This window comes from Spirochaeta lutea (genome assembly GCF_000758165.1).
Classification (GTDB): Bacteria; Spirochaetota; Spirochaetia; order DSM-27196; family Salinispiraceae; genus Spirochaeta_D; species Spirochaeta_D lutea.
In genome coordinates this window covers 201,484-214,335 of record NZ_JNUP01000003.1, presented here as the reverse complement: position 1 = coordinate 214,335, position 12,852 = coordinate 201,484, and the positions used below count along the sequence as shown (strand labels likewise).

At 49.8% G+C, this 12,852-nt stretch carries 13 protein-coding genes; 8 read left to right on the top strand and 5 right to left on the bottom strand.

Annotated features, from left to right (window positions below; genetic code table 11):
* Positions 1–16 precede the first annotated feature (16 nt).
* Entirely contained in the window at positions 17–1,390 is a 1,374-nt protein-coding gene (locus DC28_RS01410; RefSeq protein WP_052078310.1) for a xylulokinase, read from the top strand.
* A gap of 75 nt (positions 1,391–1,465) precedes the next feature.
* Here DC28_RS01410 and DC28_RS01405 read toward each other — a convergent pair whose 3' ends face one another.
* From DC28_RS01405 to pyk, 4 genes are all read right to left on the bottom strand, one after another.
* Positions 1,466–1,807, bottom strand: coding sequence for a P-II family nitrogen regulator (locus DC28_RS01405; RefSeq protein ID WP_037544822.1), 342 nt, complete (start codon positions 1,805–1,807; stop codon positions 1,466–1,468).
* Between the two features lie 11 nt (positions 1,808–1,818).
* A complete protein-coding gene (locus tag DC28_RS01400) occupies positions 1,819–3,168 on the bottom strand; it encodes an ammonium transporter (protein WP_037544820.1) in 1,350 nt (449 codons plus the stop codon).
* Positions 3,169–3,652: 484 nt separating this feature from the next.
* On the bottom strand, positions 3,653–5,212 hold the full coding sequence (locus DC28_RS01395) for a sigma-54 interaction domain-containing protein (protein WP_037544818.1): 1,560 nt from the start codon (positions 5,210–5,212) through the stop codon (positions 3,653–3,655).
* A 120-nt stretch (positions 5,213–5,332) separates the two neighbouring features.
* A complete protein-coding gene (gene pyk, locus DC28_RS01390) occupies positions 5,333–7,108 on the bottom strand; it encodes a pyruvate kinase (protein ID WP_037544816.1) in 1,776 nt (591 codons plus the stop codon).
* A 39-nt stretch (positions 7,109–7,147) separates the two neighbouring features.
* On the opposite strand from pyk, the gene DC28_RS01385 reads away from it, so the two are divergent.
* A complete protein-coding gene (locus tag DC28_RS01385) occupies positions 7,148–8,020 on the top strand; it encodes a hypothetical protein (RefSeq protein WP_156104530.1) in 873 nt (290 codons plus the stop codon).
* Here DC28_RS01385 and DC28_RS01380 read toward each other — a convergent pair.
* Positions 7,962–8,426 carry a hypothetical protein gene (locus DC28_RS01380; RefSeq protein ID WP_037544812.1) on the bottom strand — a complete coding sequence of 155 codons (465 nt, stop codon included), beginning with the start codon at positions 8,424–8,426 and terminating at the stop codon, positions 7,962–7,964. The two genes, DC28_RS01385 and DC28_RS01380, sit on opposite strands and share 59 nt — an antisense overlap.
* A 224-nt stretch (positions 8,427–8,650) precedes the next feature.
* On the opposite strand from DC28_RS01380, the gene rpsF reads away from it, so the two are divergent.
* The 6 genes from rpsF to dnaB are packed head-to-tail and all read left to right on the top strand — an operon-like array spanning position 8,651 to position 12,743.
* The gene (rpsF, locus tag DC28_RS01375) at positions 8,651–8,932 is read left to right on the top strand and encodes a 30S ribosomal protein S6 (RefSeq protein WP_037544810.1); all 282 of its coding nucleotides are present in this window, start codon (positions 8,651–8,653) and stop codon (positions 8,930–8,932) included.
* A gap of 20 nt (positions 8,933–8,952) precedes the next feature.
* Positions 8,953–9,411, top strand: a complete 459-nt coding sequence (gene ssb / locus DC28_RS01370; protein WP_037544807.1) for a single-stranded DNA-binding protein — start codon at positions 8,953–8,955, stop codon at positions 9,409–9,411.
* A 59-nt stretch (positions 9,412–9,470) separates the two neighbouring features.
* Complete coding sequence (gene rpsR, locus DC28_RS01365; RefSeq protein WP_037544805.1) at positions 9,471–9,776, top strand: 30S ribosomal protein S18; 306 nt, start codon at positions 9,471–9,473, stop codon at positions 9,774–9,776.
* A gap of 50 nt (positions 9,777–9,826) precedes the next feature.
* A complete protein-coding gene (locus DC28_RS01360; protein ID WP_037544803.1) occupies positions 9,827–10,819 on the top strand; it encodes a hypothetical protein in 993 nt (330 codons plus the stop codon).
* Positions 10,800–11,387 carry a 50S ribosomal protein L9 gene (gene rplI, locus DC28_RS01355; protein WP_037544802.1) on the top strand — a complete coding sequence of 196 codons (588 nt, stop codon included), beginning with the start codon at positions 10,800–10,802 and terminating at the stop codon, positions 11,385–11,387. The genes DC28_RS01360 and rplI overlap by 20 nt, the downstream gene beginning before the upstream one ends.
* Before the next feature lie 27 nt (positions 11,388–11,414).
* Positions 11,415–12,743 (top strand): replicative DNA helicase, encoded by a 1,329-nt coding sequence (dnaB, locus tag DC28_RS01350; RefSeq protein WP_037544800.1) that lies wholly within the window; start codon positions 11,415–11,417, stop codon positions 12,741–12,743.
* Positions 12,744–12,852: the final 109 nt, after the last annotated feature.

The following is a 12,852-nucleotide window of genomic DNA, read 5'->3' as shown; positions in this document are numbered from 1 at the left end:
TCGCTATAGTAGTTCTATGAATACTCGACCCCATCTATTGGTTGCAGATATCGGTACCTCAAGCCTCAAAGCTGGAATTATTGACCGTACAGGCAATCTAATTTGGAGCTATCGTCATCCATTGTTGACTCATGAAACCCAGCTTCGCCAATGGGACCCCCAGATTTGGAGTGACGGATTAAAGGCTGTGGGATCCTGTCTTCCCGCCGAACCCATTGACGGTATTGTCTTCAGCGGTAACGGTCCTACCCTTGTCCCCCTGGATGCAAACCGCCGACCGACTGCACCGGTTTTGTTATGGATTGATGGCAATTCCCACTGGAAACCGTCTACTGATAGTTTTTATCTTCCCAAGACAGCTTGGTTTCAGGCAGCATCACCCGAGGCATTCCGGAAGACCCGGAGGTTTCTTTCTTGCCCCGAATATCTGAGTTTCTTGCTGACTGGTGAGGAGGCAAGTATAAGCCCCCAACCGGAATTTGATCGATTTCTATGGGACCAGGACCAGATTAGGGTCTATGGTTTGAGTCCAGAACTTTTCCCGACCATTCTTCGGCCTGGCAGCTGTATCGGGGTTGTCACAGACCAAGCCTCCTCGGAATTCGGATTACCCCGGGGTGTGCGTGTCTTTGCAGGCGGATCCGATTTCATGATGAGTTTAATTGGAACCGGCTGTATCGAACCGGGCATGACCTGCGATCGGGCTGGAACCAGCGAAGGCATAAACTATTGTTCCCCAGGTGTGGTAGAGAATAGCCAGGTACGGTGTTTACCCCATGCCATTCCGGGGTTATATAACGTGGCAGGAATTCTGTCGAGTACCGGTCGCATCTTTGAATGGTTTAGGAGGTTCAGCGGTCAATCCGCACGGAGCTATGAAGAGATGATCAAGGATATTGAGGCGGTTCAGGACTGGAGCGATCAGCCCTTCTTTTACCCCGCTGTTCATGAGGGTGAACGGTTTGATTTTAACCATGCAAGCTTTACGAATCTAAGTCCTGTGCATGGCAGCGCCGAGATGGGTAGAGCGGTGGTGGAGGCAATCGGATTTACCATCCGCCAGGTGAAGCAGATATTGCATGATGTGGGCTGTTCAGTGGATACCCTTCGGGTATGCGGAGGGCAGGCTAAGAATCTTCGTTGGAACCAAATGAAGGCTAACATGATCAACTCTGTCATAGAAATCCCAAAAATCCAGGATGCTGAGTTGCTTGGGTGTGCTATAGAGGGATTCATCGGGCTTAAGGAGTTTCACTCCTACCGCGAGGCTGTGGATGAATTGGTTAAGATCGAGTATGTAATAAAGCCCCAATCCTCCTGGGTCCCACGATATGAACAACGATTTGAACAGTATGAACTGGGATTCAGATCTATCGCAGAGGGCAGGTAAGGCGGGTACATCATCCTTTATCTACCCCAAAAAAGGGGCCGCCGTGAGGCGGCCCCGGGGGGATGAAGGTAGGAATCACCCAATGGCGTCCGATCCGGTTTCTCCGCTTCGGATCCTTACAACATTCTCCAAAGGGAGTACGAGGATTTTTCCGTCCCCGATCTCTCCGGTTCGAGCTCCACGGATAATTGCATCAATGGTGGGCTTAACAAACTCTTCGTTCACTGCAATTTCAATGCGAACTTTCTTCAATAGATTCACCTCAAAGGCAACACCCCGATAGGCTTCGGTGTACCCCTTTTGTTGGCCGCACCCAAGGGCATTTGTCACGCTCATCTTGTAAATCTTCGCGTTGAACAACTCCTCTTTAACCGAATGCAGCTTGTGAGGCTGAATATATGCAACAACTAATTTCATGCTATGCCTCCTTACAGGTTACTGAAAATCTGGAATCCAGAGTAGGAATCCGTGGCGTGCTCAGAGAGATCTAAGCCTTCCCGTTCTTCCTTCTCGTTTACCCGAATACCGATGGTCTTCTTGATCACCAGGAATAGGATGAATGCCGTGACCAAGGTCCATCCCGCATAGCTCAGTGCACCAATGAACTGGGTACCGAGCTGTCCAAAACCGCCGCCATAGAAGAGTCCGACGATACTGGGGTCGTTGACCCCGTCGGCAAACAATCCAACAGCCAAGGTTCCCCACAATCCATTTACTCCGTGAACTGAAATAGCACCCACTGGATCATCAATGTGAAGGACCTTATCGATGAACTCTACACTCAGGACTACCAGTACACCCGCTACCAGACCGATGATTACTGAACCCAGGGGATTCACAACCCAGGTACCCGCTGTTATACCTACGAGCCCGGCTAGCGCACCGTTCAAACTCATGGATACATCAGCCTTACCAAACCAAATCCAGCTGATGACCATGGCTGCAACGGCTCCTGCGGCTGCCGCTAACGTAGTGGTGGTAGCAACATGGCCTATGGTCATGTCAGTACCTGACAGGGTAGACCCAGCGTTGAATCCGAACCAGCCGAACCACAGGATAAATACCCCCAAGGCGGCTAATGGTAAATTATGTCCGGGAATTGCCTTCGAAATAGTCTTCCCGTTCACCTTTACATACTTTCCTGCCCGAGGACCCAGGACTATAGCGCCTGCTAATGCTGCCCATCCACCTACGGAGTGAACGATGGTAGAACCCGCGAAGTCATGAAATCCGAGTTCTGCAAGCCAGCCGCCGCCCCATGTCCAGTGACCTGCCACGGGATAGATTAGTCCGGAAATAAATACCGAATAGGCGAGATAGGCTGTAAACTTAGTTCGTTCCGCCATGGATCCCGAGACAATGGTTGCTGCCGTTGCGGCGAATACCACCTGGAAGATCCAATCCCGATACAGGGGACTCATATCGGTTCCAGCTGGGTAACTAAGGAACCATGCGCTGGATCCAACAAATCCACCTAAGGTTTCACCGTACATCAGTGCCCAACCTACGGCCCAATAGGCGATGGCGCCCACAGAGAAGTCCATCAGGTTCTTCATGATGATGTTACCCGAGTTCTTTGCCCGGGTAAGTCCGATTTCCACCATGGCAAAACCGGCCTGCATAAAGAAGACCAGAGATGCGGCTAATACCAGCCAGATCATGTCAAAGGCTGCCTGAATAGTCTCACTCGATAGAGTGTCCTGTGCTACGATGGTACCACCGCTAACCAGAAGGGCGATGACCGCCAGTACCAGGGATGCAATACGCTTTCCCTTCATAACTACCTCCTCATAGAGTATCTTGGCTTTATTAAAGCGAAAACCGTGCCAACTAAAAATTATTTTGTAAGAAAATTCGCAAAGAAGTGTAGGTTACTGTTATGCAACAAGATAGAAACAATGTTTATGAAAGAAAATCAGTACAATTAGATACGCATATGTTATCATACAACTAAAAAGCAACAAAAAGGTAGCAAGTAGGGTAAAGAGATACGTAAATGTAGCTAAAAAGACCCAACACCTCAGTCGAAGAACAGTGGATCAAGGGGGTATGCGGCGTACCAGGGTGTACGGCTACTCCAGGTAACATTCTGGGGAGTTATGTATGTAGTGCGCAAAAGGGTGTAATCAGCACCAGATATAGCAGCTCCATCCAAGGGCCACACCACAGATAGCGGCGTCAGCATCGAACGTTACAACCTTTTGCGCACTATCTGCTATGCAGCGGAGATGGGTATGGAACTATGACCGCGGTGGGAAGGCGCTAGGATCGGTAGGTTCGGGGATCAATATCGTATTTTTTAACCCGCAATCCCATTTTTCGTTCTGTTAGATCGAGAATTCTGGCGGCTTTTGCCATATTCCCTTTCGCTGATTTAAGGGCATCCTTGAGCAGCTCTTTTTCAAGGTTGGATAGGGCCTCATCCAGGCTTTCATGCAGACGGGTTCCCGTACTCTCAGCGGATTGAAGGCTGGGCGGAAGGTGATGGGAGTGTATGACCTCATCGGTGGTGAGCAGGACCGCCCGTTCCACACAGTTTTCTAATTCCCGTACGTTTCCCGGCCAATGGTAATTCATGAGAAGCTCTATCGCTGGGGTGGAGATGCGCCGCACCATTTTAATATTTTGATCCGAGTACTTCTCGATGAATTTATCCGCCAGAAGTAGAATATCGCTCTTGCGTTCCCGGAGGGGTGGAAGGTGAATTGGAAACACGTTCAGACGGTAGTAGAGATCTTCCCGGAAGGTATTGGACTCCATCAGCTCTTCCAGGTTGCGATTGGTGGCTGCAATCACTCGCACGTTCGTGCGGATGGTATCATTCCCGCCGACCCGCTCGAACTCCTTTTCCTGGAGCACCCGCAATAGTTTAACCTGGGTAGTGGGAGATAAATCACCTATCTCGTCTAGAAAAATCGTGCCGCCGTTGGCGAGCTCAAAGCGTCCTTTCCTGGAAGAAACCGCGCTGGTAAAAGCACCCTTTTCGTGGCCGAAGAGCTCACTCTCGATAACGGTTTCGGGTAGCGCCGCACAGTTTACCTTGATGAAGGGCTTGGCGGATCTATGACTGTTATAGTGGATGGCATGGGCAACCAACTCTTTGCCGGTGCCGCTTTCACCCCGAATAAGAACCGTTGCATCACTTTTAGAAACGTAGGCGATCATATCGAATACGTTTTGCATTGCCTTGGAGTTTCCGATGATATTGCTGGGCCGGAAGCGTTCCTTAAGTTCGTCCTGCAGTCTGGAGTTTTCTTCCTGGAGCAGGCGTTTTTCCTCCAAGAAGCTCTGCCTAATTTTAACGGCCTGGGCAATCATCGAGGTGACGATAGAGAGCAGCCGGGCCTTGTCATGGAGAACACTCATCTCCGATGGAGGGGTATCAACCGAAAATGCGCCGATAACCTCGTTCCCGAGCTTTATCGGCACACAAATAAAGGAGAAATCTCGGTCCTTTGATCCCTGCCTGGCACCCGTACGGTTCAGGAACTCCGGGCTGTCACTTATTTTCTCTATAATCTTGGTTTGGCCGGATTGAATGACCTTCCCTGTGATGCCCTCGCCGAGTTTATAGTGACCCTTAACCATTTCGGACTCACTCAATCCGTAGGCGGCTTCAATAAAAATATCACCAGTTTTACGATCAAGAAGGGTTATAGTCCCCCGATTCATATCAAAGCGGTCACCAACCTCCTTCAGAACCGGATAAATAACCTGTTTAATATCCATGCTCTGATCCAGGAGCTGACTGATAGAGAATAAGAGTGACAGTTCATCTATCTTTTTTTGGTAACGTTCATCGTTCTTAGCCGTTTCATCCATGATGGGACTCCTGTGGCGATACTACAAAAATGTAGCCTAAACCTCAAGAGAATACCTGGATGTTTTTTGAAAAATATCCGATGAAGCGGAGTTTCCAAGATAGGCGAGCCTATTTGCCGGTTAGCCCTCAATCAGGCCTTCATAGATGATTTTTTCCTCACCGTCCAGACTCACATACTGTCCTGCCTCAAATTGCCGGAGGGCATCCTTAACATCAGCCACCAAGACGAGCTCAGGATTGGAGGCAATGAGCTCTTCAGGGGGAACCTCTGATCTGTACTCAAGTATGATGCCGTGAACCCGGGAAAGCATAGGGATGTACTCAGGGGTTATGCTCGGGGTAACGAGAATTTCTATATCATGCAGTTCGGCTGCCCGCAGTGCTTCCTGGGCATTGCGCGCTTTCACAATCTTACCTGAGCATACCCCGCCGAAACCATGGTGCCCGCGGTTCAGAATATTCCCGATAAAGTGAACCTTGACGGTATTAATCATGATCGGGCTGTTGAGCGGAATACCCGCGGCAGTCACAACCTTGTCGAGCATCTGAATGAGATTATTCTTCAATGACAGCCTGAGGGCATTCTGAATCATGAGCTCGGAATCCCGGACATACTCGGTTAGCAGCGGGTACACCCCCCAGTGCAATAGGAGCTGGCGTTGAACCGTTTCGGAAACCGTGGCCGCAATGACCTTGTAGGGTGGACGGAACTTGCTGATCAGTTTAGGGGTGTTGCCCCGTAATGTCGGAGTAACCATCGCCTCGGCATGGATATCTTCCGCTACCAGGTGGGCTGCCCGCGCCACCGCCATCCCAATTTCGTGGTTATGCTCATGTCCGAAAAATAGTTCCCGGCAGACCTTCCGGTATTCAGGACTGCTTTCAATCGTGCGGGCAATAGCATCCATGGTAGCCACCGCCTTGATAGGGTAGGCGCCGTTGGCGGTTTCGCCGCTCAGCATCACCGCATCGGTACCGTCGAAAATAGCATTTGCCACATCATTGGTTTCCGCCCGGGTGGGCTGGGGGTTACTGATCATGGAATCCAGCATTTGGGTTGCCGTGATTACCGGTTTATTCAGGGTGTTACAGAGCTGAATAATACGTTTCTGGGCCAGTGGAATCTCCTCGCTCCGTAGCTGGACACCGAGGTCTCCCCGGGCAACCATGATCCCGTGGGCAACCCGCACAATCTCCTTGATATTATCCAAACCTTCCTGATCCTCAATTTTTGCAATCACACGGATTGGGGAATCATGCTCGGCAAGGATGGATTGTATCTCTAGTACGTCGGATGGTTTTCGCACAAAACTTGCTGCGATAAAATCCATTCCGTGGGTAATCGCGAAGAGAATATCCTCCCGGTCTTTATCGGTAATCGCAGGAAGTTTGGTTCGTACCCCGGGCACATTGACGTTTTTTCTGCTGCCCAGCGTCCCTCCGTTCCGTACCTCGCAGGTGATGGATGATACTCCATCGGTCTCCTTTACCAGCAGATCAATGAGACCATCAGCGATTAGAATATGATTTCCCGGATGAATCTCCCCGGGCAGGTCCTTATACGAAATAGAGATGGTTTCCTGGTTGCAGGGAACCTCATCGGTGGTTACCCAGACCGTCGTGCCAGAGGTCAAGGTGTAGGGGCCCCCGTTCTCAGCCAGACCGGTCCTAATCTCCGGCCCCTTGGTGTCCAGCAGAAGAGCCACAGGAATACCCGTCTTTTTGCTGGCGGCACGCATGGCCGTTATACGGGAGAGCTGTTCCTCATGAGTTCCATGGGAAAAATTAAACCGGGCTACATTGAGGCCGGCCTTAAGAAGGTTTTCCATAATCTCCTGGTTATCACTCGCGGGTCCAAGGGTTCCAACAATTTTAGTCTGGCGTAGGGTGTTCATTGCTTCTCCTGTGTCTGATTCCTTTGTATACTCATACCAGTGTATAAGAAAGCCGATTCTCATTCAATCAATCCCCCGAATAAAATAGGGGCAACCAGCCTGGCTAATCTCGCCCTCGATTTTGACGGAGTAATTTGCAATTCCGTGGAAGAGTGTCTTCGTACCTCTCTCATGTCCTGGATTTCTCTTAGCAAGGACCTCGACTTTGCCCATGCCTTTCAGGTTTTAGGGGATTCTGATGCCTCTGCCCGGCTTCGTCCCCATTTTTACCGCCTGAGGCCTTGGTGCTCCACGGGATCGGATTTTGTCGTCCTGCAAGCCCTCGTATCTCAAACCCCGGACCCAGAGAGGCAGGAGCTCTCGGGGCGTAAATTTGCCAAATACCGGGATGCATGTCCCCCGGATAGGATCAAAGCCTACCGGGAGGTCTTTTACCGTGGGCGAGAATTTCTATGCTCCAGTCATGGGGCGTGGTGGATGGAAGGAAACAATCCCTACCCCTGGGTGGAGGGGAATCTTCAGTCCCTGGCGTCCAATCCTCAGGTAATCATCCTGTCAACAAAAAAAGCAGGGTTCATTTCTGCGATTCTACGCGCATGGGGGGTGGAGTGGCCTTCCGGAAGGATTTATGAGGCGGGTCCGGGGGTTGCAAAGTCTCATGTCCTCCAGGAGCTTTATAGAGTATCCCGGAACTACCGGGGAAATTGGATACTGATTGACGATTTTCTGCCCCATCTACAGGAAGCTCAACATCTTCCCTTTATTAGAGGTATACATGCCCAATGGGGCTACACCCTGGGGGTTCAGACAGAGCCGACCATTCCGGCGATCTCCCACCAGGAATTCATAAAATTTATTGATCCGTATCTTGCAGGCCCGGATCTAACAAGAAGGCATACTCCTCCTGGCTGATCGCACTGGAAGGCTCGATATTTTTGTTATCCGAGTCGAGAATCGTGGACTCAATTTCTTGTATATCGTGCTCTTGGTGTTCAGCTGCCTCGTTGAGTTTGGTGTAGTATGGTCGCAATGCCCCTGAGAATGCTGCCTTTCCCATGGTAATGCCCCGCAGTAAGGTCACGAACACCTTTTTACAGTGGGTAATGCTGCGGAGATACTCGGTCCGTTTCACTAAAAAGGTGTTTTCTTTCAAGGTACGGTACAGCCGTAGCAGGGTAGAATCAATAAAGAAAATATCTTCAATGCACTTATCCAAAAAAAACTGAGGATCAATGTTGAGCTGCATTGCTTCATCCAAAACCTGGATCATGGCTTGGAGTAGATAAACATCATCATCGAAGTGTATTCTGGAGGTCATGCTAGGTATTTCGGCGCTCTAACTCAAACCTTGACAGGTATTTACCCCTATGGTAGCTTAATGCTCCAAAAAGAAATGGCCCGGTACTGTATACCAGGGCCGCGACAGCAAAAAGGGTAATCAGGGCAATGCCCTGCCTCTTTACCATTACCGTTGGTAATGGTCGCTGCACCTATTCGAGTCCGCTGCCGGAGCCGAATAGGCAACGTCCACGAGGAGGATTTATGAGAAACTATGAGGCAGCATGCGTCTTTCAGGCTGAAGAAGTTAAGTTCAAAGCCGGCAAAGAGGCTGTACAAAAGGTCCTTACCGATCTTGGTGCACAAGAGGTAAAGGAAGTCGATATGGGGGTTCGTACCCTCGCATATCCCATCCAGAAGGCTATTCAGGCACATTATCTGGTGTTCCAGTTTCAGGCCGATCCGGCACAGGCCGATCAGCTTACTGATAAGGTTAAATACCAGGAGGAGCTGCTGAGAATTCTCGTTACTCGGCAGGAAGACTAGGCCTAAGATCTGGAGGCACTATGGCTGCTGATATTAATTCCGTTGTAATGGTCGGACGATTGACTAGGGATGCAGAACTTCGATACGCCCAAACCGGGACCGCCATCGTAAAGTTCTCCCTTGCTCAAACTCACCGAAGAAAATCCGGAGATACATGGTCAGACGAATCTCATTTTTTCGATGTAACCATGATGGGGAAGGCTGCTGAAGCGGTTCACCGGTTTCTCACCAAGGGTAAGCAGGTTGCAATCCAGGGCGAGTTACGACAGAACCGTTGGGAACAAGATGGACAGTCCCGTAGTAAGGTGGAAATCTTCGCCTTCAGTCTTCAGCTGCTCGGCGGTGGATCCGGCGGACAGGGCAGCGGTTTTAACCAGGGTGGTAATTCCTATGATAGTAACCAGGGTAATAATTCCTCTGGGTATGATGGGTACACCAACAGCGGCTCAGGTGGGTTTGATGATGATGTTCCCTTCTGATCTTGAGGGTGAATCGCTCAGGATGGAGACGGGAATCTTTTACGTAAGGAGTAAAACGAATGGCAGACGATAGAAGAAATACGCGTGATAATGATAGCCGGGACGGCATGGATGGTCGAGACGGCGAACGCCGAGGCGGGTTTCGCGGTGGGAAGGGAAAATCCTTTTTTCGAAAAAAAGTCGATAAAATTAAAACCCAGAATCTCACCATTGATTACAAGCAGCCCGAGGTTCTAAAACGATTTGTTACCGATAAGGGAAAAATTCTTCCCCGTCGTATTACCGGCACCTCTGCGAAAAATCAGAGACGGCTGGTACGAGAGATTAAAAAAGCCCGGTTTCTTGCCCTGCTGCCCATGGGCTAAGGAAGGGATACCATGCACTGCATGGTAGGCAGATCATTGAAGGGGTAAAGATGGCAAACCAACATGGACAGAATTTTTGGCATTCCCTGGGACAGCAGCCATGGCTGCATGTTCTCGGCATGGGGATGGCTTCAGTTCTGTTATATTCCGTCGGGTTTACCATGGGGATTTTTCTCATACCCCTTCAACTAGTGCATGAGAGATGGGGACTGGGTAATCTGCTTTATGGGGCTGGATTGGTCTTAGTGAGTCTGTTTTTGCTTCTGGAGTACGATCTGGCTCGATCCATAGATGCAGATACCACCGCGTCTCTAATGCGGCTTACCATGTTAATGCCTGCGGCCATGGTCGGTGGATTAGTGCTGCTGAATAGCACCCGGAGGAAGCTTCATTGGACGGTTTCTCTAGGGGTTCTCCAGGTGGCAGGCGCAGTAATTCTAGCACCCCTCATGGTTCGTTTTTTACGAGAGGGTCCGTTTCTTGAGTTCATCGGCTTGTTGGTTGAGGGACTGTTTGAGACTGGTGGCGGCGGTCAAGGGACCGAAGACCTTATACGGTTTCTTGGGAACGCCATGGTACGGACCTATGCTCTTGGAAACACCGTGATGGTACTGGGAGGCTTTTTCCTGGGACGGTTAGTATCAAGCCGTGATTACCGAAAATCCTGGGGGATCGGGTTCAGCCGGTATCAAGTCAACCGTGTCTGGTTGTGGATCTTTATTGTATCCGGATTTTTAGGGTTGATTGATCTACGGTTTAATCCTGGCCTGGTATTCGGGCTGGTAGTCTGGACCATTTTATCATGTGCCGGATTTATCTACGGCGTTCAGGGGTTAGCCATTCTCTGGGCGTGGCTCATTAACCGCCGTGGAGGTCTTGCACCAAAAGGTGGATTGGCTGTCCTGGTATTAGTTGGTATGATTATACCAGGTGTAAATCTAGTTATTTCCCTTGGGTTACCCCTTCTTGGTTTGTCTGAGACATGGATAACCTATACATTTCGAGTAAAGGAGCGTAAAGCGCATGAAGGTAATTTTAAATAATGATATTCCAAATCTGGGTGAAGAAGGCGATGTTTTAGAGGTGAAGCCTGGTTATGCACGAAACTTTCTGATTCCCCGTGGATTGGTGAGTATGTACAGCCGGGCCAATGTGGCGATCCTGGAAGGGAAGCGGAAGCAGATCGCTAAACGGAAAGAAGATAAGCGGCTGGCTGCTGCAAGCAATAAGGTCAAAATTGAAGAGGCCAAGCTTGTATTTCCGATGCCTGCTGGTGAAAACGGAAAGCTCTTCGGCGCTGTTACCGCCCAGATGATCCATGAAGAGTTGGAAAAAATCGGCGTTGAAATCGAGCGAAAGAAGATTGAAATTCCCGGACATACCCTGAAAGCCCTGGGCGACTATAAACTTCTCGTGCATTTATACAACGATGAAGAGGCTGAGCTCAAAGTATCGGTTGTTTCGGATGCAACAGAGGAGTCTCCTGCAAGTCCGAAGGCTGCCGAGCCTCAGGCTGTTAAAGAAGAGGTTGAAGAGCCCGCTGGAGAAGAGGAAGCTGTCGCTGCAGAAGCCTCAGTGGAGGAAGAATCAACCGAAGAAGCTGATCAATAGTACTAAACAACCGGAGGTTGCAGGCTAATGGAAGGACGTGTTCCACCACACAATAATGACGCTGAGCTTGCAACCCTGGGCGCCTTACTATTGGATTCGGAGGCATTGGGTCGGATTATACCGATTCTTCGTCCCGAGGATTTTTATCGCCAGGCTCACCAAAAAGTCTTTCAGACAATTATTGATCTGTCCGACAGAAGTGAGCCTATCGATTTAATCACCGTCACTGATGATCTGAAGGCAAAAAAACTCATTGATTCAGTGGGTGGCCCGGCATTTATTTCCCAACTTACATCCATCGTTCCAACCTCTGCAAATATTGAATACTATGCAAGAATAGTTAAAGAGAGCTCAGTACGACGACGGCTACTCCGAATTAGCGCAGAGATCAGTACCGACGCGTATGACGAAAGCCACGATGCACGGACTATCGTGGAAGAAGCGGAACGAAAAATCTTTGAGATTACGGACGAACAGGAGACGGTAACCTTTAGGCAGATCCGTGATCTTGTGGGGCCGGCCCTCAGCAACATCGAAAAGGTGTATAAAGAAAAAACGAGCTACAGCGGCATACCATCCGGATTCCATGAACTGGATGATATGCTCAGCGGATTTCAGGATGCTGAGCTCATTATCGTCGGGGCCCGTCCCTCCATGGGGAAAACGGCGCTCGCACTCTCAATGGTAGTAAACGTTGCTATTGTACAAAAAATAGCAGCCGGGTTTTTTACCCTGGAAATGTCTGATCAACAAATAATGCAGCGTATCTTTGCAATGGTAGCACGAATAGGGAGCCAGTCCTTACGTACGGGCTACCTGCGTCCGGCAGACCTCCAGAGCCTGGTAGATGCAGCAAGCCATATATACGATGCACCGTTATTCATCGCAGATACGCCCAATATGAAGCTGCTGGATCTGCGCGCCCAGGCGAGACGAATGAAGGCCCAGTTTGATGTAAAAATAATTTTTATCGACTACCTTACCTTGATTACCGCTGAGAATAAGGATATACCCCGTCATGAGCAGATCGCAGAAATCTCACGATCATTAAAAAGTCTGGCTCGGGAATTAAATATACCCATCGTTGCACTAAGCCAGGTCTCTCGGGATACGGAGGGCAAGGTTCCGACTCTGGCAAACCTGCGGGAATCCGGTTCGATTGAGCAAGATGCCGATGTTGTTATGTTTATTCACCGGGAGAGGGTCGGCGATAGAGAATCGGCCCAAACCCAAGAGGTTATTGATACCCAATTAATAGTTGCTAAACAGCGAAACGGGCCGGTGGGTACCGTCCATCTCGCCTTCTTACCATCCTACACAAAGTTTGAATCCCTGGCACCCGGAGAAAATCGCTAGACTCTCCGTTGTTTGCCCTATCCTTTTCGGCGCCTGCATGGGAAGTTCTTGTCTCGGTGGATAAAATCCATAACACTTACTATAGTGCGCAAAAGGTTGTAACATTACA

Excerpts from the sequence above, each read along its gene's own strand:
- DC28_RS01410 (WP_052078310.1), top strand. The coding sequence starts at position 17 with ATGAATACTCGACCCCATCTATTGGTTGCAGATATCGGTACCTCAAGC.
- DC28_RS01405 (WP_037544822.1), bottom strand. The coding sequence starts at position 1,807 with ATGAAATTAGTTGTTGCATATATTCAGCCTCACAAGCTGCATTCGGTT.
- DC28_RS01400 (WP_037544820.1), bottom strand. The coding sequence starts at position 3,168 with ATGAAGGGAAAGCGTATTGCATCCCTGGTACTGGCGGTCATCGCCCTT.
- DC28_RS01395 (WP_037544818.1), bottom strand. The coding sequence starts at position 5,212 with ATGGATGAAACGGCTAAGAACGATGAACGTTACCAAAAAAAGATAGAT.
- pyk (WP_037544816.1), bottom strand. The coding sequence starts at position 7,108 with ATGAACACCCTACGCCAGACTAAAATTGTTGGAACCCTTGGACCCGCG.
- DC28_RS01380 (WP_037544812.1), bottom strand. The coding sequence starts at position 8,426 with ATGACCTCCAGAATACACTTCGATGATGATGTTTATCTACTCCAAGCC.
- rpsF (WP_037544810.1), top strand. The coding sequence starts at position 8,651 with ATGAGAAACTATGAGGCAGCATGCGTCTTTCAGGCTGAAGAAGTTAAG.
- ssb (WP_037544807.1), top strand. The coding sequence starts at position 8,953 with ATGGCTGCTGATATTAATTCCGTTGTAATGGTCGGACGATTGACTAGG.
- rpsR (WP_037544805.1), top strand. The coding sequence starts at position 9,471 with ATGGCAGACGATAGAAGAAATACGCGTGATAATGATAGCCGGGACGGC.
- DC28_RS01360 (WP_037544803.1), top strand. The coding sequence starts at position 9,827 with ATGGCAAACCAACATGGACAGAATTTTTGGCATTCCCTGGGACAGCAG.
- rplI (WP_037544802.1), top strand. The coding sequence starts at position 10,800 with ATGAAGGTAATTTTAAATAATGATATTCCAAATCTGGGTGAAGAAGGC.
- dnaB (WP_037544800.1), top strand. The coding sequence starts at position 11,415 with ATGGAAGGACGTGTTCCACCACACAATAATGACGCTGAGCTTGCAACC.